The sequence below is a fragment of the Streptomyces camelliae genome (assembly GCF_027625935.1).
GTDB lineage: Bacteria > Actinomycetota > Actinomycetes > Streptomycetales > Streptomycetaceae > Streptomyces > Streptomyces camelliae.
In genome coordinates this window covers 3,182,699-3,205,942 of the sequence record NZ_CP115300.1, presented here as the reverse complement: position 1 = coordinate 3,205,942, position 23,244 = coordinate 3,182,699, and the positions used below count along the sequence as shown (strand labels likewise).

Annotated in this window: 26 protein-coding genes and 1 pseudogene; 11 read left to right on the top strand and 16 right to left on the bottom strand. The window is 69.2% G+C overall.

The genetic code is table 11. The annotated features are described in order from the left end of the window. Positions 1-20 precede the first annotated feature (20 nt). Positions 21-281, bottom strand: a complete 261-nt coding sequence (locus O1G22_RS14410; RefSeq protein WP_225101920.1) for a UBP-type zinc finger domain-containing protein — start codon at positions 279-281, stop codon at positions 21-23. 61 nt (positions 282-342) lie between these two features. Here O1G22_RS14410 and O1G22_RS14405 point away from each other — a divergent pair, with 61 nt between their 5' ends. Continuing rightward, positions 343-1,938, top strand: a complete 1,596-nt coding sequence (locus O1G22_RS14405; RefSeq protein WP_270081726.1) for a Na+/H+ antiporter — start codon at positions 343-345, stop codon at positions 1,936-1,938. Here O1G22_RS14405 and O1G22_RS14400 read toward each other — a convergent pair. Together O1G22_RS14400 and O1G22_RS14395 are read right to left on the bottom strand one after the other, a co-directional pair. Further along, positions 1,920-2,852, bottom strand: a complete 933-nt coding sequence (locus tag O1G22_RS14400; protein ID WP_270081725.1) for a 1-aminocyclopropane-1-carboxylate deaminase/D-cysteine desulfhydrase — start codon at positions 2,850-2,852, stop codon at positions 1,920-1,922. The two genes, O1G22_RS14405 and O1G22_RS14400, sit on opposite strands and share 19 nt — an antisense overlap. Before the next feature lie 322 nt (positions 2,853-3,174). Then, positions 3,175-3,768 (bottom strand): N-acetylmuramoyl-L-alanine amidase, encoded by a 594-nt coding sequence (locus O1G22_RS14395; protein ID WP_270081724.1) that lies wholly within the window; start codon positions 3,766-3,768, stop codon positions 3,175-3,177. 279 nt (positions 3,769-4,047) lie between these two features. Between O1G22_RS14395 and O1G22_RS14390 the strand changes: the two genes are divergently transcribed. The 3 genes from O1G22_RS14390 to O1G22_RS14380 all read left to right on the top strand — a co-directional run bounded on the left by O1G22_RS14390 (position 4,048) and on the right by O1G22_RS14380 (position 7,309). Next, entirely contained in the window at positions 4,048-5,454 is a 1,407-nt protein-coding gene (locus tag O1G22_RS14390; protein WP_270081723.1) for a family 2B encapsulin nanocompartment shell protein, read from the top strand. Positions 5,455-5,566: 112 nt separating this feature from the next. Further along, on the top strand, positions 5,567-6,802 hold the full coding sequence (locus O1G22_RS14385) for a family 2 encapsulin nanocompartment cargo protein polyprenyl transferase (protein ID WP_270081722.1): 1,236 nt from the start codon (positions 5,567-5,569) through the stop codon (positions 6,800-6,802). A 174-nt stretch (positions 6,803-6,976) separates the two neighbouring features. Next, entirely contained in the window at positions 6,977-7,309 is a 333-nt protein-coding gene (locus O1G22_RS14380) for a DUF952 domain-containing protein (protein ID WP_270081721.1), read from the top strand. An 89-nt stretch (positions 7,310-7,398) separates the two neighbouring features. Here the strand turns inward: O1G22_RS14380 and O1G22_RS14375 are convergent, their stop codons facing one another. Genes O1G22_RS14375 through O1G22_RS14365 form a run of 3 tightly spaced genes read right to left on the bottom strand, consistent with a single transcriptional unit; the run spans position 7,399 to position 9,046 of the window. Further along, positions 7,399-8,154: a VOC family protein gene (locus O1G22_RS14375; protein WP_270081720.1), complete on the bottom strand. Its 756-nt coding sequence runs from the start codon at positions 8,152-8,154 to the stop codon at positions 7,399-7,401. A 55-nt stretch (positions 8,155-8,209) separates the two neighbouring features. After that, positions 8,210-8,626, bottom strand: a complete 417-nt coding sequence (locus tag O1G22_RS14370) for a VOC family protein (RefSeq protein WP_270081719.1) — start codon at positions 8,624-8,626, stop codon at positions 8,210-8,212. A gap of 27 nt (positions 8,627-8,653) precedes the next feature. Then, entirely contained in the window at positions 8,654-9,046 is a 393-nt protein-coding gene (locus tag O1G22_RS14365; protein WP_270081718.1) for a helix-turn-helix transcriptional regulator, read from the bottom strand. A 139-nt stretch (positions 9,047-9,185) separates the two neighbouring features. On the opposite strand from O1G22_RS14365, the gene O1G22_RS14360 reads away from it, so the two are divergent. Together O1G22_RS14360 and O1G22_RS14355 are read left to right on the top strand one after the other, a co-directional pair. Continuing rightward, the gene (locus O1G22_RS14360; protein ID WP_270081717.1) at positions 9,186-10,340 is read left to right on the top strand and encodes an inorganic phosphate transporter; all 1,155 of its coding nucleotides are present in this window, start codon (positions 9,186-9,188) and stop codon (positions 10,338-10,340) included. 17 nt (positions 10,341-10,357) lie between these two features. Beyond that, on the top strand, positions 10,358-10,582 hold the full coding sequence (locus O1G22_RS14355) for a hypothetical protein (protein ID WP_270081716.1): 225 nt from the start codon (positions 10,358-10,360) through the stop codon (positions 10,580-10,582). A gap of 313 nt (positions 10,583-10,895) precedes the next feature. Here the strand turns inward: O1G22_RS14355 and O1G22_RS14350 are convergent, their stop codons facing one another. The 6 genes from O1G22_RS14350 to O1G22_RS14325 form a co-directional block, all read right to left on the bottom strand. Beyond that, on the bottom strand, positions 10,896-13,178 hold the full coding sequence (locus O1G22_RS14350) for a UvrD-helicase domain-containing protein (protein ID WP_270081715.1): 2,283 nt from the start codon (positions 13,176-13,178) through the stop codon (positions 10,896-10,898). Further along, a complete protein-coding gene (locus tag O1G22_RS14345) occupies positions 13,178-14,068 on the bottom strand; it encodes a hypothetical protein (protein WP_270081714.1) in 891 nt (296 codons plus the stop codon). The genes O1G22_RS14350 and O1G22_RS14345 overlap by 1 nt, the downstream gene beginning before the upstream one ends. 200 nt (positions 14,069-14,268) lie before the next feature. Further along, the gene (locus O1G22_RS14340; RefSeq protein WP_270081713.1) at positions 14,269-14,643 is read right to left on the bottom strand and encodes an ASCH domain-containing protein; all 375 of its coding nucleotides are present in this window, start codon (positions 14,641-14,643) and stop codon (positions 14,269-14,271) included. Further along, the gene (locus tag O1G22_RS14335; protein WP_270081712.1) at positions 14,640-15,755 is read right to left on the bottom strand and encodes a hypothetical protein; all 1,116 of its coding nucleotides are present in this window, start codon (positions 15,753-15,755) and stop codon (positions 14,640-14,642) included. Before O1G22_RS14335 ends, O1G22_RS14340 begins: the two co-directional genes overlap by 4 nt. A 28-nt stretch (positions 15,756-15,783) precedes the next feature. Beyond that, positions 15,784-16,185: a hypothetical protein gene (locus O1G22_RS14330; protein WP_270081711.1), complete on the bottom strand. Its 402-nt coding sequence runs from the start codon at positions 16,183-16,185 to the stop codon at positions 15,784-15,786. Further along, complete coding sequence (locus tag O1G22_RS14325) at positions 16,070-16,537, bottom strand: ATP-binding protein (RefSeq protein WP_270081710.1); 468 nt, start codon at positions 16,535-16,537, stop codon at positions 16,070-16,072. The genes O1G22_RS14330 and O1G22_RS14325 overlap by 116 nt, the downstream gene beginning before the upstream one ends. 104 nt (positions 16,538-16,641) lie before the next feature. On the opposite strand from O1G22_RS14325, the gene O1G22_RS14320 reads away from it, so the two are divergent. From O1G22_RS14320 to O1G22_RS14310, 3 genes and pseudogenes are all read left to right on the top strand, one after another. Further along, positions 16,642-17,979, top strand: a complete 1,338-nt coding sequence (locus tag O1G22_RS14320; RefSeq protein ID WP_270081709.1) for a helix-turn-helix domain-containing protein — start codon at positions 16,642-16,644, stop codon at positions 17,977-17,979. After that, positions 17,976-18,794, top strand: coding sequence for a class I SAM-dependent methyltransferase (locus O1G22_RS14315; protein WP_270081708.1), 819 nt, complete (start codon positions 17,976-17,978; stop codon positions 18,792-18,794). The genes O1G22_RS14320 and O1G22_RS14315 overlap by 4 nt, the downstream gene beginning before the upstream one ends. A gap of 63 nt (positions 18,795-18,857) precedes the next feature. Continuing rightward, a pseudogene (locus O1G22_RS14310) lies at positions 18,858-19,073 on the top strand (tyrosine-type recombinase/integrase); the annotation flags it as partial. A 7-nt stretch (positions 19,074-19,080) separates the two neighbouring features. On the opposite strand, the gene sodN reads toward O1G22_RS14310, so the two are convergent. Further along, positions 19,081-19,476, bottom strand: coding sequence for a superoxide dismutase, Ni (gene sodN, locus O1G22_RS14305; RefSeq protein ID WP_225101901.1), 396 nt, complete (start codon positions 19,474-19,476; stop codon positions 19,081-19,083). A 145-nt stretch (positions 19,477-19,621) separates the two neighbouring features. Here sodN and sodX point away from each other — a divergent pair, with 145 nt between their 5' ends. Beyond that, entirely contained in the window at positions 19,622-20,056 is a 435-nt protein-coding gene (gene sodX, locus O1G22_RS14300; RefSeq protein WP_225101929.1) for a nickel-type superoxide dismutase maturation protease, read from the top strand. On the opposite strand, the gene O1G22_RS14295 is transcribed toward sodX, so the two are convergent. Continuing rightward, positions 19,960-20,589, bottom strand: a complete 630-nt coding sequence (locus O1G22_RS14295; RefSeq protein ID WP_225101900.1) for a CGNR zinc finger domain-containing protein — start codon at positions 20,587-20,589, stop codon at positions 19,960-19,962. The two genes, sodX and O1G22_RS14295, sit on opposite strands and share 97 nt — an antisense overlap. Before the next feature lie 98 nt (positions 20,590-20,687). On the opposite strand from O1G22_RS14295, the gene O1G22_RS14290 reads away from it, so the two are divergent. Then, positions 20,688-21,446, top strand: a complete 759-nt coding sequence (locus O1G22_RS14290) for a class I SAM-dependent methyltransferase (RefSeq protein WP_270081707.1) — start codon at positions 20,688-20,690, stop codon at positions 21,444-21,446. Positions 21,447-21,509: 63 nt separating this feature from the next. On the opposite strand, the gene O1G22_RS14285 is transcribed toward O1G22_RS14290, so the two are convergent. Together O1G22_RS14285 and O1G22_RS14280 are read right to left on the bottom strand one after the other, a co-directional pair. After that, complete coding sequence (locus O1G22_RS14285; RefSeq protein WP_270086414.1) at positions 21,510-22,262, bottom strand: amino acid ABC transporter ATP-binding protein; 753 nt, start codon at positions 22,260-22,262, stop codon at positions 21,510-21,512. Positions 22,263-22,285: 23 nt separating this feature from the next. Next, positions 22,286-23,215 carry an amino acid ABC transporter permease gene (locus O1G22_RS14280; protein ID WP_225101898.1) on the bottom strand — a complete coding sequence of 310 codons (930 nt, stop codon included), beginning with the start codon at positions 23,213-23,215 and terminating at the stop codon, positions 22,286-22,288. Between the last annotated feature and the right edge of the window lie 29 nt (positions 23,216-23,244).

The window sequence follows — 23,244 nt, the reverse complement described above, 5'->3', positions numbered from 1 at the left end:
CTGCTCGGGCGGGTCGCTGTTCACACGAGGATGTGGTCCACGAAGCACCACCGCCAGTCCTCGCCGGGCTCGAAGGTCCGCATGACCGGGTGACCGGACTCCTTGTGGTGTCCCGTCGCATGCTGACCCGGCGAGGAGTCGCAGCAGCCGACGTGACCGCAGGTGAGGCACAGCCGCAGCTGCACCGGATGGGTGCCGTCCCGCAGACACTCCGGGCAGGTCTTGTCGAGCGGCTCCGGTTCCGGGTGCGGCAGCGCGTCGGCGTGCGTGCACTGTTTCATGATTGCCAGATTACGACGGGTGTGCGGGTGGCCGCGCGAAAAACGAGGGTGGGCGAGGACCATGGACGTGATGCCGCTGCTGTTGCTGGTGGCGGGCAGTGCGGGCATCGCGGGGGTTGCCCGGCGCACACCGGTGCCGGCGCCCCTGCTGCTGGTCGCCGTGGGCCTGGCCGTCAGCTACGTCCCCGGGATCCCGCACTACACGCTCGACCCGGCGGTCGTCCTGCCGCTGGTGCTGCCCCCGCTGCTGTACAAGGAGGGCACCGAGAGCTCGTACCTCGATCTGCGGGCCCAGATGCGGCCCGTGGGGATGCTGTCGGTCGGCTACGTGCTCTTCGCGACCTTCGTCGTCGGCTGGGCCGCCTACCTCGTCGTACCGGGGCTGCCGCTGCCCGCCGCGCTGGTGCTCGGCGCGGTCGTCGCGCCGACGGACGCGGTCGCGGCCGCGGCGATCGCGCGCCGGGTCGGGCTGCCGTCCCGGATCACCACCATCCTCCAGGGCGAGTCCCTGCTCAACGACGCCACCGCGATCACCGCCTACAAGGTGGCCCTCGCCGCGGCCGTCGGCGCGGGCGCCACCTGGGCGGGCGGGATCTGGGAGTTCCTGCGGGCCGCGGTCGGCGGGGTGCTCGTCGGACTGGTGCTCATGGTGCCGATCCACTGGCTGCGCACCCACCTGAGGGAAGCCCTGCTGCAGAACACCCTCTCCCTGCTGATCCCGTTCGTCGCCTACGGCGTGGCCGAGCAGCTGCACGGCTCCGGGGTGCTCGCCGTCGTGGTGGTCGCGGTCTATCTCGGGCACCACGCGTGGGAGGTCGACTTCGCCACCCGGCTCCAGGAGGACGCGGTGTGGCGGATGGTCGCCTTCGTGCTGGAGTCGGCGGTCTTCGCGCTGATCGGGCTGCAACTGCCGACCGTCCTCAAGGGACTCGGCGCCTACCACGGGGCCGACGCGGCCTGGTACGCGATCGCGGTCTTCGTCGTCGTCGTCGCGGCCCGGTTCGCGTGGATCTACCCGGCCGCCTTCCTGCCGCGCCTGCTGTCCGCCCGCATCCGCGAGCGGGAGGAGAACCCCACCTGGCGGGCGCCGGTCGTGACGTCGTGGGCCGCCATGCGGGGTGTGGTGTCCCTGGCCATCGCGTTCTCGATCCCGCTCACGGTGCACGGCGGCGCCCCCTTCCCGCAGCGGAACCTGATCCTCTTCCTGACCTTCACCACGGTCATCGGCACCCTGGTCGTGCAGGGCTTCACGCTCGCGCCGCTGATCCGCCTGATGCGCTTTCCCGGCCGTGACCGGCAGGCCGAGACGCTCGCCGAGGCCAACGCCCAGGCGCAGGCCTCCCGCGCCGCCGAACGCCGCCTGGACGAGCTCCTCTCCGACGAGCGCAACGCCCTGCCGCCGCCGCTCGCCGACCGGCTGCGCACCGTCCTGGAACGCCGCCGCAACGCCGTCTGGGAGCGCCTCGGCCAGACCAACCCCGTCACCGGCGAGTCGGTCGACGACACCTACCGGCGGTTGTCCCGCGAGATGATCAGCGCCGAACGCGAGGTCTTCGTCAAGCTCCGCGACCACCGCTACATCGACGACGAGATGCTGCGCGCCCTGCTCAGGCGCCTGGACCTGGAGGAGGCGGCGGCCTACCGGGAGGCGACCTGACCCTGCGGGGCACCCTGACCCTGCGGGAACGGCCGGCCGGTGATCACGGCGGCGATCGTCGTCCCGCGCGCGTAGGCGCCCTCTTCGGCGCGGGCGACGAGTCCGTAGAGCAACTTGGCGACATAGAGACGCTCGACGGGCAGCCCGTGGCGGTCCTCGAAGTCCTCGGCGAAGGCGTGCAGTTCGGGTGTCACGCGCGCGTACCCGCCGAAATGGAAGCGGTCGTCGAGGGACCAGTCGCCGGTGCGGGCGCCGAAGGCACGTTCCTGCAGGGTCTGTACCTCACTCGCCAGGAAGCCGCCTTTGAGGACCGGTACCCCGAGCGCGCGCTGCCCGGGGCCGAGTCCCGCGGCCAGCCCCGCGAGGGTGCCGCCGGTGCCGCAGGCGACGGCCACGACGTCGGCGTGGCCGCGCAGCTCCTCGCCCAGGGTCCGGCAGCCGTGCACGGCCGCGCTGTTGCTGCCGCCCTCGGGCACGACGTACGCCTCCTCGGCGCCGGCCGCGCGCAGGATCGCGGCCAGGGTCTCCGGCTCGCTCTTGTGCCGGTACGTCGATCTGTCGACGAAGTGCAGCCGCATGCCGTCGGCCGCGCACCGGGCCAGGGACGGGTTGAGCGGCCGGCCGGCCAGCTCCTCGCCGCGGACCACACCGGTGGTCGCCAGGCCCAGCAGGCGGCCCGCGGCGGCGGTCGCCCGCAGATGGTTGGACCAGGCCCCGCCGAAGGTGACCAGCGGCCGGCCCTGCGCCGCCGCGAGGTTCGGCGCCAGCTTGCGCCACTTGTTGCCGATCAGCTCCGGATGGATGAGATCGTCCCGCTTGAGCAGCAGCCGCAGCCCGTGCCGCGCGAACCGCTCGTCCCGTACGTCCTGGACAGGGGACGGGAGGCGGGGGCGGAGGGCGTCGGGGCTGGGCACGCTTCATTGTCGCCCGGCGCCACCCCTTCAGCCGCCCCGGACCCGTTGTCCCTGAGCCGTACCAGATCCGCTGCCCCCTCAGCCGTACCGGCCCGCTGCCCCTTCGGTCGTACCGGATCCGCTGCCCCTTCGGTCGTACCCGGTCCGCACTCCTCCAGCCGTCCTGGGCCTCGGCTCCTTCGGCTGTCCCGGGCCGCTTCCCTTCGGCCGCCCCGACCGCTTCCGCTTCGGCCGCCCCGGATCCGCCACTCCTCCAGCCGTCCCGGGTCGCTGTCCCTTCGGCCGCCCCGGATCCGCTGTCCCCTCAGCCGTGCCGGATTCGCTACTCCTCCAGCCGCCCACGGACCCGCTCCCGCAGCCACGTCATGGTGAAGCCCCGCGGGTCCACCTTCCCCGGCTGCCACTCCAGGTGGCCGATGACCGAGCGCTCCGACCAGCCGTGCTGCCGGCACACCGCCGTCGCCGCGCGCGTGATCGCCTCCAGTTGGGCCGCCGGCCAGGGATCCGCGCCGTCGCCCAGGTTCTCGCACTCGAAGCCGTAGAAGTGCCGGTTGCCGTCGGTGTTCGCCTCGTTGTCCGGCGGCAGCCCCTTCTCGGCGATCACCGCGCGCAGTACGTCGTCGTCACCGAGCCCGGCGTGGTTGGCGCGGCCGTGGCCCACCAGGTGGACCCTGCCGTCCTTGGTGATCACGCCGTGGCGCAGCGGGCCCGGCAGCGCCCGGTAGCCGTCCCGGCAGAGCTGCACCGTGGCCACGCTGCCCCGGGGCACCGTGTGGTGGATCATCACGCCGTGCACCGGTCCCCACGGGCCCTTGTGGTTGCGGTTGTGGCGCCGCCAGTCGCCGACCTCGACGACCGTGACGCCCTCGGCCCGCAGAACGTCCAGAAACCTGCTCGCGGACATGGGTGGGGCCATGCCGCCTCCTTCACGGTCGCGTCACCTTGCAGCGAACCTCTATCGAAAAACGGACCTCCCGGACACATCGTTCGCACGCTGTGCGAGCCGATCCGGACAAAATGCGGGGCCGAGCGGGCCATCGGCGCTGTACAGGGGCCCTCCATATGCCCAGGGTCCGTTGATCCATTCCCGCTCTTTCGGGTAATGGCGACGGCGCGTTGCGTGATGGAAGGCTCGCTTGCGAGAACCGGTGCGCGTGTGATTCGGCACCGGGCACACATGGGAGGACATTGCTTTATGTCGGTAGGCGAAGAGGTCCGCACGGATCAGGGCAAGCCGCAGCAGTCCCTCGGGACGGCGGCAGCGCGGAACCTGGCCACCACCACCAAGTCCGTTCCGCAGATGCAGGAGATCAGCTCCCGCTGGCTGCTGCGCAAGCTCCCGTGGGTGGACGTGCACGGCGGCACGTACCGCGTCAACAGGCGCCTGGCGTACACCGTCGGCGACGGCCGTATCACCTTCGTGAAGACGGGTGACCAGGTCGAGGTCATCCCGGCCGAGCTGGGCGAACTGCCGGCCCTGCGCGGGTACGAGGACGAGGAGGTGCTTACGGAGCTGGCCCGGCGCTGCCGCCAGCGCGACTTCGCCCCCGGTGAGGTCATCGCTGACTTCGGCAACCAGACCAACGAGGTGTACCTGCTGGCGCACGGCAGGGTCGAGAAGGTCGGCACCGGCCCCTACGGCGACGACGCCGTCCTCGGAGTCCTCGCCGACGGCGCCTACTTCGGCGACGCGGCGCTGCTGGACCCGGACGCCATCTGGGAGTTCACCGTCCGCGCGGCCACCGCGACCACGGTGCTGATCCTCAGCCGCCAGGACTTCGCGCAGATCGCCGAGCGCGCCGACACCCTGCGCGCCCACCTTGAGCAGCTGCGTGCGCTCCCCGAGCAGCGGACCAACAAGTACGGCGAGAAGGAGGTCGAGCTGGCGGCCGGTCACACCGGCGAGCCCGACATCCCGCACACCTTCGTCGACTACGAACCCCGCCCCCGCGAATACGAGCTGAGCATCGCCCAGACCGTGCTGCGCATCCACACGCGCGTGGCCGACCTGTACAACCAGCCGATGAACCAGACCGAGCAGCAGCTGCGGCTCACGGTCGAGGCGCTCAAGGAGCGTCAGGAGCACGAGCTGATCAACAACCCCGAGTTCGGTCTGCTGAGCAACTGCGAGTACGACCAGCGGATCCAGCCGCACGACGGCGTGCCCAGCCCGGACGACATGGACGAGCTGCTCAGCCGCCGCCGCAGCACCAAGCTGTTCCTCGCCCACCCGCGCGCGATCGCCGCGTTCGGCCGCGAGCTGAACAAGCGGGGCCTGGTCCCGGAGAGCGTCGAGATCGACGGCAACCGCATCCCGACCTGGCGCGGTGTGCCGATCTACCCGTGCAGCAAGATCCCGGTCACCCCGGAGCGCACCACGTCGATCATCGCGATGCGTACCGGCGAGCAGGACCAGGGCGTCATCGGCCTGCGCCAGTCGGGCATCCCGGACGAGATCGAGCCGAGCCTGTCCGTGCGGTTCATGGGCATCAACGAACAGGCCATCATCAAGTACCTCGTGACGGCCTACTACTCGGCCGCCGTGCTGGTGCCGGACGCGCTCGGCGTGCTGGAGAACGTCGAGATCGGCCGGTGGAGGTGACGTTTCCGCACTTCGCGGCCGTGTTCCCGCCCAGCAGGGCGGGTAGACCCTCCCCACACGTGTCCGGCCCGGCCGGCGACGCCGGCGTCCGCGGACCTGGCGAGGGGGAGACATGGCCGAGTTCATGACGGAGACCGAACAGCGTTCCACCGCCGTGCCGCACCCCGGCACGGCGGTGGGCCCGCGGCACCGGCAGGGGAGGCAGGGCGAGCGGGGCGAGAGGGCGGACAACACCCTCGGTCCGGGCGGGACGGCGGACAGTGTCTTCGGTCCGGGTGAGGGCGCGGACAGTGCCTTCGGTCCGGGTGAGGGCGCGGAGGGGCAGGAGGCGGCGGCCCTGCTGGAGCGTACGAAGGCCCTGGCTGGCCCCGGACTGCGCGCGGCCGTCGAGTCGTTGCCCGACTCCATGCGCCGGATCGCGCTCTACCACTTCGGCTGGCAGCATGCCGACGGCAGCCCGGCGGCGGGCAACGGCGGCAAGGCCATCAGGCCCGCGCTCGTCCTGGCCGCGGCCGCCGCCCTCGGCGGACCGGCGGCCCGTACGGCGGCCGTCCCCGCGGCGGTGGCGGTCGAACTGGTCCACAACTTCACGCTGTTGCACGACGACGTGATGGACCGGGACACCTCCCGCCAGCACCGGCCCACCGCCTGGACGGTGTTCGGCGCCACCGACGCGATCCTCGCCGGGGACGCCCTGCTGGCGCTGGCCCTGCGGCTGCTCGCCGAGGACCCGCATCCGGCCGGCGGCCCGGCCGTGGCCCGGCTCGCCACCTGCGTGGTGGAGCTGTGCGCCGGGGAGCACACCGACACGGACCTGGAGCACCGCGCCCCGGACGAGGTCACCCTCGACGAGGTGCTCGCGATGGCCGAGGCCAAGACCGGCGCGCTGCTGGGCTGCGCCTGCGCCCTCGGCGCGCTGTACGCGGGCGCGGGGCCGCAGGAGGTGGCCGCGCTGGACGGCTTCGGCCGGCAGGCCGGGCTCGCCTTCCAGCTGATCGACGACGTCATCGGCATATGGGGTGACTCGCGGCGCACCGGGAAGCCGGCCGGCGCCGATCTCGCGGCCCGCAAGAAGTCGCTGCCGGTGGCGGCGGCGCTGGCGTCCGGCACCGAGGCGGCGGCCGAGCTGGCCGAGCTGTACGCCAAGCCGTACATCGCCGGGGACGCCGACGGCATCGCACGCACGGCCCTGGCCGTGGACCGGGCCGGCGGCCGGGACTGGGCGCAGGCCGAGGCGGCCGACCGGATGGCCCACGCCATGCAGGAGCTGGCCCGCGCGGTCCCCGACCCCGAGGCGGCGGGCGGCCTGCTGGCACTCGCCGAATTCGTGACCCGGCGCAGTAGCTGAGCAGTCCGCCGCACTTTCGGGGCGCTGTCGGCTCCGGCCGGCAGGAGAAGACCCCGGAGTCCCGGACCCGCGCGGCTCCTGACCCCGCACGGTCACCGGGACTCCGGCCAGGCGGGCCCCGCACATCCCCACAGTGTGCGGGGCCCGCCGCTGTGTACGCCGTACCGTGGGCGCATGCCGAAACTGCCCCGGATCTTCCACATCACCGAACGCTCCCTGTGGGACGCGGCCCGCGAGCGCGGCACCTACGAGCTGTCGACCCGCGGCCGCACCCTCCAGGAGGAGGGCTTCATCCACTTCTCCACCCGCGCACAGCTCCCGCGCATCGCCGACCTCCTCTACGGCGGCTACGACGGCCCGGACGAGCTGGTCGTCCTGGTCGTGGACCCGGCCCTGGTCGGCGTGCCGGTGAAGTACGAGGCGGTGGAGCCGGGCGGGGAGGAGTTCCCGCACGTGTACGGGCCGCTGCCGGTCGAGGCGGTGGTGGAGGTGGAGCGCTGGGGATGACCTAGGTCCTCTCTTTCGGATCTTGCCGGAGTCGCGGGTCGGCCGGGAGGCGCCGTCGCCTGAAACCGGCCTGATCCGAAAGAGAGGCCCTAGCCGCGCCGGGCGGCCGTCGGCAGACCGGCCGTCTCCGGGTCGCGGCCGGTCAGGCAGTAGACGCCGCCGGCCGGGTCGCGCATCACCGACCAGTGCGGACCGTGGGACACCAGGACCGCCCCCAGTTCCTCGTGCCGGGCGCGGACCGTGGGGATGTCCGCGCAGGCGAGGTCGAGGTGGGCGGCGGCGGGGCGCTCGCTGTCGAGGCGCTGGAGCAGGATCCGTACCGGAAGTCCGGCCGGCGGCCGGAGCACCTCGAACTCCGGCCGGGACCCCGTCAGCCGCTCCCAGCCGGTCAGCGTGGCCCAGAAGTCCGACTCGGCGGCGTACGCCGACGGCGGGATGTCCAGGCACACCTGGTCGAGCCGGCTGCCCGCCACCACGGGTGGCCGTACCGTCTCGCCGTGCCAGGGCACCAGACAGAACAACTGCCCGGCGGGGGAGCGCAGTACGGCCCAGCCGTCGTGGTCCGCGACCAGCTCCGCGCCGGCGTCACGGGCGGTCGCGAGCGACTCCCGCAGGTCCTCCACGCACAGGTCGAGATGGGCGCCGCCGTCCCCCTCGGTGACCCCCTGGAGCTTCACGCACGCGTCGGCCCCGGTGGCCTCGCCGGGCAGCAGGGTCATGAACTCGCCCCGCTCACCCCGGGGTTCGGACGGCCGGGTGCCGGTGACGGCCTTCCAGAAGGCGCGGGCCTCGGGCAGCCGCTCGGCGGGCCGGTCGACGAAGGCGTACGTCCAGCGAATGATCATGCGGGGAGTGTAGGTACGAACTCCGCGGCGGGCTCGCGGAATTCGGCCGTGGCGTTCACTGCGCGGGCCGCTGGAGGAAGCGCAGCTGGTTGCCCGCCGGGTCCCGGAAGGCGCAGTCGCGTACCCCGTACGGCATGTCCGTCGGTTCCTGGATCACCTCGGCGCCGGATTCCACGACGCGGGCGAAGAGGGCGTCGCAGTCCTCGGTGGTGAAGTTGACCCCGCGCAGCACGCCCTTGGCCAGCAGCTGCTCCATCGCCTCCCGGTCGGCGGGGGAGAGGTCGGGGTTCGCGGCGGGTGGCTCCAGGACGATCGACACGTCCGGCTGCAGCGGCGACCCGACGGTCACCCACCGCATCCCCTCGTACTTGACGTCGTTGCGGATCTCCAGGCCCAGGACGTCGCAGTAGAAGGCGATCGCCTTGTCGTGGTCGTCGACGGCGATGAAACAGGTCTGCAGTTTCAGGTCCATGGGTCCAACCTAGGGTCGATACCGGCGCTACGCCCGTCTCGGGCGCATGTACGCGCGCGCCACGCAGGGCGGGATCGCCGCGCTCTCCTCGTGCGAGCGGGCCCGATAGGAGCTCGGCGTCTCGCCGACCAGCTCCGTGAAGCGGGCGCTGAACGAGCCGAGGGAGGTACAGCCGACCGTCATGCACACCTCCGTGACCGTGAGATCGCCCCGGCGCAGCAGGGCCTTGGCCCGCTCGATCCTGCGGGTCATCAGATAGCTGTACGGCGTCTCGCCGAAGGCCTTGCGGAAGCTGCGCTGGAAGTGGCCGGGGGACATATGGGCGCCCCGGGCCAGCTCGGTCATGTCGAGCGGTTCGGCGTACTCACGGTCCATGCGGTCGCGCACCCGGCGCAGCCTTCTGAGGTCCTCCAGGGTCACGTCCACAGCTTGGCACAGGGCACTGACACCAGGGGATGCAACGTTTCCACACAGGATCACACAACAGAGTCCCCCATCCTCGACACGCCGTTCGCCCTCAGTTCTCCGCGCATTGACCTGTCCTTGTCAGGCTTCCGGGATGGATCACATCACGTTCCTCGTGGCGGTCGTCATCGTCACGGCTCTGGCGTTCGACTTCACGAACGGGTTCCACGACACCGCGAATGCGATGGCCACCTCCATCGCCACCGGTGCTCTCAGACCGCGTACAGCGGTCCTGGTCAGCGGGGTCCTCAACATCGGCGGGGCCTTTCTGTCCACCGAGGTCGCGAAGACGATCTCCGGCGGGATCGTGGACGACACGCTGGTCAGCCCGGCGATGATCTTCGCCGGGCTGGTCGGGGCGATCCTGTGGAACCTGGTGACCTGGCTCGCCGGACTGCCCTCCAGCTCCTCCCACGCCCTCTTCGGCGGTCTGATCGGCGCGGTCTGGGTCGGCGCGGGCTCCCACGGCGTGCACTTCGACAAGGTTGTCGAGAAGGTGCTCATCCCCGCGGTGGCCTCCCCGGTCGTGGCCGGGGTGGCCGCGCTGGTCGCCACCTACCTCGCCTACCGGCTCTCCGCCCACGCCCGCCAGGACTCGGTGACGAAGGGCTTCCGCCTCGGTCAGATCGCCTCCGCCTCCCTGGTCTCCCTCGCGCACGGCACCAATGACGCGCAGAAGACCATGGGCGTGATCACGCTGACCCTGATCTCGGCGGGCGCGCTCCACCATGACGCCGGACCGCCGGTCTGGGTGATCGGCGCGGCCGGCGTCGCGATCGGACTCGGCACGTACCTGGGCGGCTGGCGGATCATCCGCACCATGGGCAAGGGCCTGGCCGAGATCCAGTCCCCGCAGGGCTTCGCCGCCGAAACCGCCTCCACTGCGGTGATCCTCACCTCCGCCCACCTCGGCTTCGCGCTGTCCACCACGCAGGTCGCCTCCGGCAGCATCCTCGGCGCGGGCCTGGGTCGCCGGCTCGCCGAGGTCCGCTGGGGCGTGGCCGGCCGGATGGTGCTGGCCTGGCTGATCACGCTGCCCGCGGCGGCGCTGGTGGGCGGCCTCGCGGCGAGCGTGGTCAAGCACGGCGGCAACGTCGGTACGGCCGTGATCGCCCTCGTCGCCCTGGCCCTCGCCGCCGTCATCGTCGCCGCGTCCCGCCGCAACCCGGTGCGCGCCGACAACGTCAACGACCACCACGAGGTCACCCTCCGCACCCCGGCCCCGACGAACGTCGGCACTGCCGCCTGACCCCCCAGGAGCCCTCCATGCACGTGGACTGGTCCGCCCTCGGCCGCGTCGCCGCGGTCAGCCTCGGCGTCACCGTCGCCGTGGTCGTCGTCTTCACCTTCGGCGTCCTCGGGCTGTCCCGCGCCGAAGACCCCCGGACCGACGCCGGCGCAACCGGCCGCCTCCAGGCCGGCCTGTGCTTCCTCGCCTGCGCGGCGGTGGTGGCGTACGGGATCTATCTGATCGTGCCGCAGTTCCACTGAGCAGTCCCGGTGAACTTCGCGCGCACAAGTGGGGCCCGGACGGCGAACCGACCGGGCCCCTTGTCTCAAGATTCAGGAGGAGGGAAGGCCTCAGGCCTTCTTGGTCTCCTAGTAATGGGCCAGGTCGGTGATCTGCGGGGATCTTCCCTGCGGGTCGCTGACCTGGCCCTTTGGCGATGGGGGGCGACGGTCTTGAGTTGGTGTCTTGCGGACTGTGTGCGGACTGCGAAAGCCCCCTTGGCCAAGCTAACCACTCTTGCTGGGTTCGGACTCCACAACGAGGCACCCATGCTCTGGTCTGCCCCCGAGTTGTCTACTGCGATCGGAGCTTGGGCGTGATGGCGGAACCGGCGACAGCCACATCAGCATCGACAGCCTTGCCCAATACTTCGCCGAAGCCTCCCTGCTCCTGTGGGGCGACGACGGTCAGATGCTCCTCGGCACGGCTGGCAGCCAGGTAGAACTGGGAGTACAGCGCCCGCATTGCGCTGGTGCCGTGACCGTACTCGTGGTTCCCGCTCGTGCCCCCGACCACCACGACATGCGAGAACTGGAGTCCGGCGGCGTACTCGGCTGCGGTCACGATCAGGGCACGCCGCGAGTAGCGCAGCTGTTCGATCTCGTCTCGTCCGTCGATCAGGACGTACGAGGCCGTGGAATGTCCCTTCTCCTTGAGGACCTCCCTGATTGCCTCTAGCTCGCTGTTGCCTATGCCGATGAGGGCCACCCGTTGTTCCTGGGCGCTCGCAGCGTGCAGAGCGAAAGCTTCTGCCACGCCGGTCTCGGCCAACTGGTGACGGCTGACGAATCGCGCCCGAGGCAGCTCCCGGCCTGTCTTACCGGAGTCGGGGATCGCGTCGTACACCCAGTCGTGTCCGAGCTCTACCACGTTCGGCATCTGTGTGTGCAGATAGCGCAGGAACTTGAAGATGGGCTCCGTGAATCGGTGTGTCGTTTTCAAGTCGATCGACTTTGTCTGTCCGCGCTGGATCATGCCGCTGGTAGTACGGCTGATTTCGGTCTCGGCAAGGCCGGTGAGCAACAGAAAAACGGACTGGCTCGGGTCCATCGCCATGACCAGTCGCGGCGGCTTCTCCGCTTCGCGAGTGAGTAAATGCAGCAAGTAGCGCTCGGGGTCGCTGAAGAGATGGAATTCATCGACGAAGACAATGTCGTAGCCGCGGCCAGCCCGGACGGCGTTCCACTCATATTTTTCGAGGTCCCTCCTCAAGTCGTCCACCACCTGGTCGGTGGTGACCAAGCCCTCCTCCACCAGCTGTCGGACGTAGTACTTGTACACACGGAAGGAGAGTTCTCGATCTGTTTTTGTTTCGAGTGGCACCATCCACGACTCGCGAGGGAGATCAATGTATTTCTGCAGCGCGTTGGGTAGTGTCTTGATCTCACGCGAGTCGAAGACTTCAGCGAATTCACGCAGCAAAGCCCAGCAAAGGCGGAGTCGATCGGCCTCGTCCCGGTCTGTTTCGACACCCTGCCGCACCCAGTCACTGACATTCGCCTTGTAGCTCGTCCAGGTACTGGACTTGATGTGCTCGATAGCCTCGCTGATGAGGCGCATCTGCTGCTGCTTGCCGTCCAAACTGTCCTCGCCGAGGACCTCGACCTCTGAGGACAGGGGGCCTTGGAGCCACTCTTTCAGGTAGAGGAGCGGCATGACATCGATCTTGGAGGAGAGCCCACGCTCGTCGAGGCGCCTAAATGCCTCCTCGACTTGCTCTGCCATGGACCAACTGTGCGTGAGGAACAGGATGCGCGGCAGAGCTCCACCGCCAGATGGCGGGCTCTGTGTGCTGCTCTCCGCCCCAGACGTCTTGTAGAGCTCGTGCAGCGCCTTCAGCTGAAGGGTGAGGGTCTTGCCGGAGCCAGCGACACCCCGGATCTTCAACGGGTCGGCCAAGGCATTGTCGAGGATGTCCCGCTGGGCCTCCGTGAGCTGCGGAAGCCACTCCGAGTACGAGCGTTCCCGGGCAACGGATCCGGCACCTACCCGCATCAGGTCAATGGAGGGCTGCAGCAGCTGGGGCTTTGCCTTAGCGCCACTGAACGCCTGGACGGCTTCCTCTAGTGCCTGGTGGTAGCCGAACAGCGCATTGCTGACAGGCGCGTGGTCGATGGCAAAGCTCTGGAGGGGCCTCGGATCGTTCCGGTCGGTGAGCCACCAGAAGGCCGCGTGTCCTCCTTGGAGGGCCTCGGCGACCCACCGCAACGACTCCTGGTTGAGGTTGCGGGGCAGTGCGAAGAAGGCCAGGAAGTTCTCGTATGAGAACTTGCTCCACTGGTGCGGAAGGGAGACGGGCGGTTGGGCCATGGCGCGGGATGCCCGGTCGATGCGCTCCAGGAAGCGGGTGGCCATCTCTGTGGAATTCTCGGTGATTAGGTCCCAGCACCAATCGTTCACCAGGATCAGTCGACTGTCTTGGTCGTCCTCGCGGTGCACGAAGAATCGGCAGCCCCTCGTCTCCGATAGGAACAGGTTGTCGCTCAGCAGCCCTGGTTCGGGATTCCGCTGAAACCCATCAACACGGCCGTGCTCGATGTATTCAGGAAGGCTGCTGCGCGTAAAGACGATCAACATTACTTGCCCCAACTTTCAACGTAGTCCTCAAGGTGTGAGTCCCGTGCTTCTTCGTAGTCGGCCGGCAGGCCGATATCCGTGAAGACCTGGGCCATTTGCTGGACAACACGGTGACAGTAAAGGATCTTGAGGCGGGCGATTCGCCGAGCTCGATGTTGCCCCGGGGAGTGGTACTCGTCGGACGGCCGCAGGGCTACCGAGGAGTCCTCGATGCTGCGGATTAGGCGCAACATCACGACGTACCCGCCTCCGTACCCAGGGGCGGGTTCGGACAAGTAGAGGGTATCGCCGGGAAAGCTTTTGAGTCTGCTTCTTATCTCCTTGCGAAGTGTTTCCTTGCTGCTCGTCTTAGGCCTGCGCAGTCTGTCGAGATTGGTGCTGAGTTCCTCAATGTGGCGCCAGTATTGCTCGGCGTCCGTGCATTGCTTCAGGGTGACCTGGGTGGCCCAATAAAACCCAAGGGCCTGGAGTTCAGCTTCGAATTTGGGGCGCCCCTTGCCGTCCGGGGGCAGTAACACCGCAATTTCCTCCAGTGGGTATCCAAGTTGCAGCATTTCCAATGCGCGTTCCGTGGACTCGGTTGCCACTTCTTGGGTGAATAGGCCGTACAGTATCTTTTCTGATTTTGCGCATTCCGTAGCGATAATCTTTGGGATGATGAATTGCTGGACATAGATGTCGAACGGGATTGCCGGCACGTAGGTGACTGTTCCCCAGTGTTTCCCGAAGGACAAGTCGCAGTTCGCGGTCACGACGATGGCAATGGTGTCGCGCCAGCCAACCGGGAATTCCTCCTTCTGGAGGAATTCCAGTACATCGCCCTGCCGCAGGGGCTGCTCGCTCAAGCCGGTGTCGTACTCGCGGAATGGTGCTGATGTGGCGTCGATCACGCCTGGATGCTACAGCCCAGCCTGGACCTCTCGTGGCAGATTGCCAGTTCAACTGCCTGGCTGTCTATGGCTGTTGGTTGAGGCTGAGAGACTCCGGATCCCGAGTACCTGGTTGGGGCGTCGGGTTCCACGACTCTGGTGGGTGGTGTAGTTCGCGGGCGCAGGGTCAATCGTCAGATGACCTGGCGGAAAGTCCTGGCTCAGTCCTTGCTCTGGGGTACGGCAACGAAGAGTTCGATCTCGATCGCGAGGGTGCCGAGGGCTTCCTTCTCAGGCAGGTAGATGGCGCGGATGTTGGCGAGCTGCTGCTCCCGGCTGGCAGTCGGGTTCACGTGGGAAGGCCCCTCCCCATCGAGTAGTGCCTCGAAATCGGGGTATTCGGTGACCCGCTTGACCTTGACCTCGCAGATCTCGTCGGTGCCCTTGATCCGGAAGCGGATGGTGTCGCCGACGGCGATGTCGGCGAGGTGCGGGTATTTGACCCGCACCTCGATGGTCTTGGTACCCGCGGCGACGAGGTCGAAGTACTGGCGGTAGAGGTTGAGCTCGTGGACGCGGGCGGTGGTGTCGGTCATGGGGCGGGAACGCTCCTGGTGGCTGGTGCGGTGATCATGCGGTCGATCTCGGCAGCCGAGTACGAGCGGAAGAAGTGGCGGGGGTCGGACAGCAAGGTATCGGTCATGGCGAGCAGTTGCTTGGCGTACTCGACGATGGTGCCAGGCCACAGCCGGGTGTCGAGCATCCAGTCGGCGGCGCCGGAGGGCAGGGGAGCGCGGCCCTCGCGGATCAGCGACTTGGACAGCTTGGCGCCGGTGTCGGTGACGACCTGGGGGCAGAACGGACGGGCCGGGAGCTGTCCGCGGGTGAGGCCAACGGCTTGGAGGGCCTCGTCGACCAGGTGGGAGCCGAAGACCCAGTCACCGCCCTTGACCATGACGTGCAGGGTGCCTTGGGGGCTGGACAGGGCGAGTTCTTTGACCATGTTGCGGTACAGGGTGGCCAGGTCCAGGTAGGCGCCTCCGGTCGGGGTGACGGTGGCGAGGTAGTGGCCGTGGTGGAGACAGACGGCGGCCACTTGCGCGGCCTCGCGGTCGGTGAGGTGGACGCGGGTGCGTTCGGCGTGTTTCTCGGCCCAGCCGCAGCCGGGGTGCGGGCAGGGGATGCGGAGGTGCGGGGTGCCGGTGGAGGGGGCGAGCCACCAGCGGGCCGCGTCGAGGCGAGGCAGGAGTCGCAGCCAGGTGCGGCGGTAGTGCTCGCCGGCCTGCTGCTGGGTGTAGGTCTCGACCCGGAAGGGGATGCCCAGGCGTCGCGACAGCGCGGTGAACAGGGGGCGGTAGAGGGCTGAGACGAGGTCGCCGAGAGCCTGTTCCCCGAGGGTCTGGGCGTAGGCGCGCTGGTAGCGGTGGCCGGTCGCGGGGTCGATGGCCAGTTCGTAGGGGGCGTTGTCGAGGGCGCTGAAGAGGACCTCGGTGGGTAAGCCGAAGCGGTCACGCAGGCGGGCGGCCATGGCGAAGGCCAGGGACTGCACGAGTGAGGTGCCGATGTGCGGGGCGCCGTTGATCTGGGTGCCGACGACCAGCACGATCCGCTCGGGCGGCGTTGCCAGGATGCGCGGGGTCAGGACGTCCTCAGCATGGTGGAGGGCGTTGGCGAGGACGGTGTTCGGTGAGACCGGGTGAGTCGTCATGAGATGTCCCCCTGAGGTGGGTTGGGGTTCATTCGGTTCGGGTGTGGCCGAAGAGGAGACGTTGGCGGAGGGTGCCCAGGTCGAGGTAGCTGTCGATCTCGGCCCGAGTGGAGCTGCGGGCGAGCGGGGCCAGACCGAGGACGAGGTCCACCGGGGTTCGTCGACCGAGCAGGAGCGTCCAGGAGCGGCCTGCCGGGATGCGCCTGCGGTAGGGGGTGCTGTCGAAGCACAGGGCGACCTCGGTGGGTGTGATCGGGCGCAGGCGTGGTCCGATGTCTGGTGGGGGCGCGGTTGCCGGGCCGAGGCGGAGTGCCTCAGCGATGGTCCGCATGCGTTGCTCGATGAGGGTCTGCGTCTCGTGGCGGCTGCGGGGTGGCTGGGGCACCAGCAGGAGGCAGCAGACAGTGGCGCCGGTCGGGGCCGTGTCCAACCACGCGACGGTGGCCAGGTACATGTCGTCTGTGGGGTGGGGCGTTGCCGCTGTCGTGTACTTCGATGCGGAGTTGGGTGTCGGCGAGGGTGACGTGCACCAGCACCAGTCCGCCTGACGGGGCTCCGTGCAGGATGGCGTTGGTGGCGAGTTCGGAGACGCACAGCTGGACGTCGTCGAGGCGTTCGGTCCGGCCCCATTGGGTAAGGGTCTCGGCGACGAACCTCCGGGCGGCGCCGGGTGTGGTCCGGCGTCGGTCGAAGAGTTTCCTGCGGCGCTCGACGTCGGCGTTGGGGGCAGGTGCGGGGGTCAGGGCGAGGGTGCCCGGCTTGCCGGGCGGTGTGCTGGGCATGGCCAACAGCCAACCGCTTTAGCTCGTTTGGGTCGGGAGCCAGCATGGGGGCCACGCCGGGGGCCACTATGGGGGCCAGAGTTCGCGTGCTGCGGGGTGAGGGCATGGGCAACACAGGGATCGGTGCTCTGCTCGTCCGGCTGCGCACAGAGCGTGGGTGGTCCCAGCAGCGTGTGGCGGACGAGTGCAACACCCTGGAGGGGCGAGCCACCAAGACGGGCAAGGAGATCGGGCGCTACGAGCGCGAGGTGCGCATCCCGGTGCCGTACACGAGGAAGTACCTGGCGCAGGTCTTCGGTGTCGATGCAGCTGTGCTCGACCAGGCGGTCGCCGTCAGCAAGAGCCGACGAGGTGGGGAGGGCGCGGATGAGGCGGGAAAGGTACCGCTCGCGTGGCCCACGGCGCGTCCCCGCACCGTCGCCGGAGCCGTGTCGGCGGACGCGGTGGCCTCGGCGGAGTTCGCCAGGTTCATCGCGCAACGCAACGCCGACGAGTTCGTCGTAGAGCAGTTGGAGGCCGATGTCGCTCGGCTCGCACGTATTTACGTCAGCCATCCGCTGCTGGAGGTGTACGTCGAGATCAAGCGGCTTCGGAACGGGGTGTTCGAGTTGCTGCGCGGGCGGCAGCATCCCCGGCAGACCACTGACCTGTACGTCGCGGCCTCTCGGCTGTGCGGGCTGTCCGCGCACGTCTGCTTGGACCTGGGCGCCTATGACTCTGCCGCCACGCACAGCCGTACCGCCAGGGCGTGCGCCGAGGCGGCCAGACATGAGGGGATGCTGGCCTGGGTACGGGCTGTGGAGTCCCTGATCGCCTACTGGACCGGGCACTACGAGCGGGCGGCTCGGCTGGCGCAGGCCGGTCGCCGGCACCGGGCGGGCGGGAGTATCGGGGCTCGGTTGGCGAGCTTGGAGGCGCGGGCGTTGGCCATAGTCGGAGACCAGGCGGGTGCGGTAGCCGCCCTGGTGGGCGCCGAGCGCGCCCGCGAGGCGATGCGTGGCCACGACGAGGTGCCGGGCATCTTCGCCTTCCCGGCCGCCAAGCAGTTCGCGTACGCGGGGACGAGCCACCTGGCCGTGGGCGGGCGGGAGCACGTTCAGCAGGCCATCGCCAGCGCAGACACCGCGATCCGGCTCTACCGAAGTGGCGAAGACGACGACCAGTCGGTCGGTGACCTGTTCGCCGCCCACGTCGATCTCGCTCGCGGCCACATGCTCCTCGGCGACCTGGACGGTACCGAGGCGATGCTCGGTTTCGTCCTCGGCTCCCCGCCGGAGCGCATGTCGGCCAGCATCGTGCGCCGGCTCACCGCTCTGGGCCAGGAGCTGAGCGGGCCGCAGTACGGTGGAGCCGCGCAGGCCGTACACCTGCGAGAACGACTCCAGCACACGGCCGTCCTTGCGGCCGCACCCGCCGCCCACCCTCCGGAGTTGCCGACGTGACCGAACTGTCCGCCGCACACCACGCCGCCGTCACCGACCGGGGCCGTCTCGCCGGAAGTGCCTACAGCAGTGACCGGGATCTGGCCGCCCGCCAGTCGCTCTACCAGTGGCAGACGCCCCGTTACGACCTGCCTGGCATCGTCGCCGAGCAGTTGAGGGGCGTGCGTGGGCGCCTGGTCGACATCGGCTGCGGCAACGGCAGGTTCATCCAGCGGCTCCGCCGGGACCGGCCTGACCTGGCGCTGCTGGGCCTGGACATCGCCCCTGGCATCCTCGCCAGTGTCCCTGGCCCGGTGGCCGTTGCGGACGCCACCCGCTTGCCGCTGGCCACGGGGAGCGTCCATGCTGCCTTGGCGCTGCACATGCTTTACCACGTCCCGGACATCCCACGGGCGGTGAGGGAGCTGTCCCGCGTCGTCGCCCGTGACGGGTTGGTGATCGCCTCCACCAACGGTGACCGGGACAAGGTCGAACTCGATGCCTTGTGGCAGCGGGCCGCTGGCGACGTGCTGGGCACTGGACGTGGCCCGGCCCGCATCTCGCTCAGCGCCCGCTTCTCCCTGGAGAAGGCCCCGGCCTTCCTGGGGGAGGAGTTCGGTCGGGTGGAGGCGATCGAACTGCCCGGCACCATCACGGTCCACGATCCCGAGCCGGTCATCGCGCATATGGCCTCCTACCGGGCATGGGCGGATCAGCACGATGTGCCCTTCGATGCCACGATCGAGCGGGCGCGCACCATTCTGGTCGATCACATCGCCCGGCATGGGTCCTTTGAGGTCACATGCTTGGGCGGCATCCTTGTCTGCCGTCGCTGAGGGCTGACTCCTCCACCGGCGTCGGCCGCGTTCCGTAGGCCGTTCGCTGATGTCGTGGGCGTCGCCTCCGCCCTCATCGCCGGCGGAGCGAGCGTCAAGCAGGTCCAGCTGGTCCTTGGCCACGCGTCCGCCGTCATCACGCTGCGGATCTACGCCCATCCGTGGCCGGGCGAAGAAGACCGCACCCGGACCGTCATGGACGCCGTTCTCGGCGGCCTGCGGGCCGGGTGCGGACAGGTAGACACTGCAACAAAAGAAATCGCAGGTCAGAGGGCGTAAGAGGAGATCACGCCTTCTTGGTCTCCCAGAAGATCCGGTCGATCTCGGCGATGAGCTCAAGTGCCTTCTCGCCCGTCTTCGGGTCGGTGGACGCCTTGGCGGCCGACAGGGCCTTCAGGGTGTCGTTGACCAGCTGGTGCAGCTCCGGGTACTTCTCGAAGTGCGGGGCCTTGAAGTAGTCGCTCCAGAGCACGGAGACGTGGTGCTTCGCCAGCTCCGCACGCTGCTCCTTGATGATGGCGGCACGCGTCTGGAAGTGGGGGTCGTCGTTGGCGGCCATCTTTTCCTGCACGGCCTTCACCGACTCCGCCTCGATGCGGGCCTGGGCCGGGTCGTAAACGCCGCAGGGCAGGTCGCAGTGGGCGCTGACCTTGACCTTGGGGGCAAACAGGCGGGAAAGCATGGAGCATTCCTTCCTCGTGATCGTCTTCTCAGGTGCGACATTACTCCCTGAGGAACGCGATTTCTCGGGTGCCCCCTAGGGCTTAGGACAAAAGTCCAGGGTGAGACTGAGACTGGTGGAGGAACGGACCGGGGAGGTGCCGGGGATGCCGGAACTGTCGCAGGAGACCGAACGGGGGAGGGCGGTGGCGCCGTTCGGGCTGGCCGAGGTCACGGGACCGTCCATGGTGCCCACGCTCCGGCACGGGGACCGGCTGCTGCTGCGGTACGGGGGCACGGTCCGGCCGGGGGACGTCGTCGTGCTGCGGCATCCGTTCCAGCAGGACTTGCTGGTCGTCAAGCGCGCCGTGGAGCGGCGCGAGGGCGGCTGGTGGGTGCTCGGGGACAATCCGTACGCGGGTGGGGACAGCACCGATTACGGGGTCGTGCCCGATGAACTGGTGCTGGGCAAGGCGTACTTCAGGTACCGGCCGCGGCCCGCCGGTCAGCGCTCGCCGGTCGCGCTGGTGCGCTGGGCGTTCTCGGCCGCGAGGCCGCTGCTGCCGGACCGGTCGGCCTCCAGGCGCTTGCGGGCCCGGTAGGCGGCCACGTTGGCGCGGGTCGCGCAGCGGTCGGAGCAGTAGCGCCGGGAGCGGTTGGTGGAGGTGTCGAGGTAGGCGTTGCGGCAGGGGGCCGCCTCGCACAGGCCCAGCCGGTCGACGCCGTACTCCGTCAGGTGGAAGGCCAGACCCATCGCCGCGATGGCCGCGTAGCCGGCGGTGGCGTTGGACGGGTGGTCGGCCAGGTGCATGTGCCACAGCGGGCGGCCGTCCTCGTCCCGGTAGTCGTGGCCGGAGATCTGGGGGCTGACCGGGAACTCCAGGAGCAGGGAGTTCAGCAGGTCCACGGCCAGGGTCTCGTCGCCCTGGTCCGCCGCTTCGAAGACCGAGCGCAGCCGGGCGCGGACCGAGCGGAAGCGCGTGACATCGGCGTCGGTGGCGCGGCGGGCCGCCTGTGAGTTGATGCCGAAGAGATCGCGGACGGCCTCGACCGAGGTCAGTGAGTCCTTGCCCCGGGCCGGTTCCTCGCTGTTGACGAGACGGACGGCGTAATCCGAGTAATAGGCCAGTTCCACTTGTAGTCCTTACTGGGGCGCTTTATGGTCGTGTCTGCGGTCGGGTAACAGCCGGTCGTGCTTCCAGGGTATTACGCAGCGCGAGGGGAGACGGGGTCATGACCACGAGCACCGCCGCCGACTGGGCGGCCTGGCAGGAGAGCTGGGACCGGCAGCAGGAGTCGTACATGCCGGATCGCGAGGAGCGGTTCCGGATCATGCTCGACATGGTCGAGGCGTTCGTGGGCCCCGCCCCGCGCGTCCTCGACCTCGCCTGCGGCACCGGCAGCATCACCGCCCGGCTGCTCGCCCGCCTGCCGCACGCCACCAGCACCGGCATCGACCTCGATCCCGCCCTGCTCACCATCGCCCGGGGCACCTTCGACGGCGACGACCGCGTCACCTTCGTCGAGGCCGACCTCAAGGACCCCGACTGGCCGGCGCGACTGCCGTACGACACCTACGACGCGGTGCTCACCGCCACGGCCCTGCACTGGCTGCGCACCGACCCCCTCGACACCCTGTACGGCCAGGTCGCCGGGCTCGTCCGGCACGGAGGCGTCTTCATGAACGCCGACCACATGATCGACGACTCCACGCCCCGGATCAACGCGATCGAGAGCACGCGCCGGCGCACCCGCATGGAACAGGCCACGCGGGGCGGCGCCCTCGACTGGGCCGAGTGGTGGGCGCTGGCGGCCGAGGACCCCGTCCTCGCCGCGCCCACCGCCCGCCGCTTCGAGATCTACGGCGTCCACGCCGACGGCGAGATGCCCTCGGCGGCCTGGCACGCGCGCACGCTGCTGGCGCACGGCTTCGGCGAGGCCCGGCCGGTGTGGTGCTCGCCGTCGGACACGCTGCTGCTGGCGCTGAAGTAGGCCGTGCGCAGACGAGCGAGGGGCGGTACGGGAAGTCCGTACCGCCCCTCGCGCGTCACCCGGTCACAGGACCTTCGACAGGAACGACTGCGTCCGCTCGTGCCGCGGGTTCGTCAGGACCTCGCGCGGATGGCCGGATTCGACCACCACGCCCTCGTCCATGAACACCAGGCTGTCGCCCACCTCGCGGGCGAAGCCCATCTCGTGGGTGACGACGACCATGGTCATGCCGGACTCGGCGAGGTCGCGCATGACGTCCAGGACGTCACCGACCAGCTCAGGGTCCAGGGCCGAGGTCGGCTCGTCGAACAGCATCAGCTTCGGGTCCATCGCGAGCGCCCGGGCGATCGCCACGCGCTGCTGCTGGCCGCCGGAGAGTTGTGAGGGGTAGTGCCCGGCCCGGTCGGCCAGCCCCACGCGCTCCAGCAGCTGCATGGCCCGCTCCCGGGCCTCCGGCTTGCTCCTGCCCTTCACCTGCACCGGCGCCTCCATGACGTTCTCCACGGCCGTCATGTGCGGGAACAGGTTGAAGCGCTGGAAGACCATGCCGATGTCCCGGCGCTTCATGGCGACCTCGCGGTCGCGCAGTTCGTACAGCTTGTCGCCCTGCTGGCGGTAGCCGACCAGCTCGCCGTCGACGTACAGCCGCCCGGCGTTGATCTTCTCAAGGTGGTTGATGCACCGGAGAAACGTGCTCTTGCCGGAGCCGGAGGGGCCGATGAGGCAGAACACCTCGCCCGGCTTCACCTCCAGGTCGATGCCCTTGAGCACCTCGACCTGGCCGAAGGACTTGTGCACGCCCTCGGCCCCGACCATCGGGTTCGTCGGGTTCTGCTCGGTCATGCCATGCCTCCCTTGGGGCGGCCCAGGGAGAACATGTTGGCCTTCACCTTCTGCCAGGGAGTCGGCGGCAGCTGGCGGCTGGAGCCGCGGGCGTAGTACCGCTCGATGTAGTACTGGCCGACGCTCAGGACGGACGTCATGATCAGGTACCAGGCCGCAGCGAGGAAGTACATCTCCACCGGTGCGCCGGAGTTCTGGCCGATGTCCTGGGCGTAGCGGAACAGCTCGGGATACTGGACGGCCGCTACGAGCGAGGTCGTCTTCAGCATGTTGATCACTTCGTTGCCCGTCGGCGGCACGATCACGCGCATCGCCTGCGGGATGATCACCCGGCGCAGGGTCTTGGCGTGGCTCATGCCGAGCGCGTGGGCCGCCTCGGTCTGGCCCTCGTCCACCGCGAGCAGGCCCGCCCGGCAGATCTCGGCCATGTACGCCGCCTCGTTCAGACCCAGGCCGAGCAGCGCCGTCAGCAGCGGCGTCATGAAGTTCGACCAGTAGTCCTTGTAGAACGGCATCAGGTTGATGTACTCGAAGACCAGGCCCAGGTTGAACCAGAGGAACAGCTGGACCAGGACCGGCGTGCCGCGGAAGAACCAGATGTAGAACCAGGCGATCGACGAGGTCACCGGGTTCTTCGACAGCCGCATGACCGCGAGGACGATGCCGCCGGCGATGCCGATGAGCATCGACAGGACCGTCAGCAGCAGGGTCTTGCTGACGCCGGTCATGATGCGGTGGTCGAAGAAGTACTCCGGCACCGCGTGCCAGTTGATCTTGCCCTGGCCGAATGCGTAGATGATCGCGACGAGGATCGCGATGGCGATGACGGCGGAGACGTAGCGTCCGTAGTGCCGTACCGGGATGGCCCTGATGGCCTCCGGGCCGGCGGACGGGGTCCGCTGCGCCGTCTTCTCTGTGTCAGTCACGGGTGTTGCCTCTCGGTGGCCGCGTCCTG

Bases quoted from the DNA above. Each gene is read 5' to 3' on its own strand.
- O1G22_RS14410 (WP_225101920.1), bottom strand. From the start codon at position 281: ATGAAACAGTGCACGCACGCCGACGCGCTGCCGCACCCGGAACCGGAG.
- O1G22_RS14405 (WP_270081726.1), top strand. From the start codon at position 343: ATGGACGTGATGCCGCTGCTGTTGCTGGTGGCGGGCAGTGCGGGCATC.
- O1G22_RS14395 (WP_270081724.1), bottom strand. From the start codon at position 3,768: ATGGCCCCACCCATGTCCGCGAGCAGGTTTCTGGACGTTCTGCGGGCC.
- O1G22_RS14390 (WP_270081723.1), top strand. From the start codon at position 4,048: ATGTCGGTAGGCGAAGAGGTCCGCACGGATCAGGGCAAGCCGCAGCAG.
- O1G22_RS14385 (WP_270081722.1), top strand. From the start codon at position 5,567: ATGGCCGAGTTCATGACGGAGACCGAACAGCGTTCCACCGCCGTGCCG.
- O1G22_RS14380 (WP_270081721.1), top strand. From the start codon at position 6,977: ATGCCGAAACTGCCCCGGATCTTCCACATCACCGAACGCTCCCTGTGG.
- O1G22_RS14375 (WP_270081720.1), bottom strand. From the start codon at position 8,154: ATGATCATTCGCTGGACGTACGCCTTCGTCGACCGGCCCGCCGAGCGG.
- O1G22_RS14370 (WP_270081719.1), bottom strand. From the start codon at position 8,626: ATGGACCTGAAACTGCAGACCTGTTTCATCGCCGTCGACGACCACGAC.
- O1G22_RS14360 (WP_270081717.1), top strand. From the start codon at position 9,186: ATGGATCACATCACGTTCCTCGTGGCGGTCGTCATCGTCACGGCTCTG.
- O1G22_RS14355 (WP_270081716.1), top strand. From the start codon at position 10,358: ATGCACGTGGACTGGTCCGCCCTCGGCCGCGTCGCCGCGGTCAGCCTC.
- O1G22_RS14350 (WP_270081715.1), bottom strand. From the start codon at position 13,178: ATGTTGATCGTCTTTACGCGCAGCAGCCTTCCTGAATACATCGAGCAC.
- O1G22_RS14340 (WP_270081713.1), bottom strand. From the start codon at position 14,643: ATGACCGACACCACCGCCCGCGTCCACGAGCTCAACCTCTACCGCCAG.
- O1G22_RS14335 (WP_270081712.1), bottom strand. From the start codon at position 15,755: ATGACGACTCACCCGGTCTCACCGAACACCGTCCTCGCCAACGCCCTC.
- O1G22_RS14325 (WP_270081710.1), bottom strand. From the start codon at position 16,537: ATGCCCAGCACACCGCCCGGCAAGCCGGGCACCCTCGCCCTGACCCCC.
- O1G22_RS14320 (WP_270081709.1), top strand. From the start codon at position 16,642: ATGGGCAACACAGGGATCGGTGCTCTGCTCGTCCGGCTGCGCACAGAG.
- sodN (WP_225101901.1), bottom strand. From the start codon at position 19,476: ATGCTTTCCCGCCTGTTTGCCCCCAAGGTCAAGGTCAGCGCCCACTGC.
- sodX (WP_225101929.1), top strand. From the start codon at position 19,622: ATGCCGGAACTGTCGCAGGAGACCGAACGGGGGAGGGCGGTGGCGCCG.
- O1G22_RS14290 (WP_270081707.1), top strand. From the start codon at position 20,688: ATGACCACGAGCACCGCCGCCGACTGGGCGGCCTGGCAGGAGAGCTGG.
- O1G22_RS14285 (WP_270086414.1), bottom strand. From the start codon at position 22,262: ATGGTCGGGGCCGAGGGCGTGCACAAGTCCTTCGGCCAGGTCGAGGTG.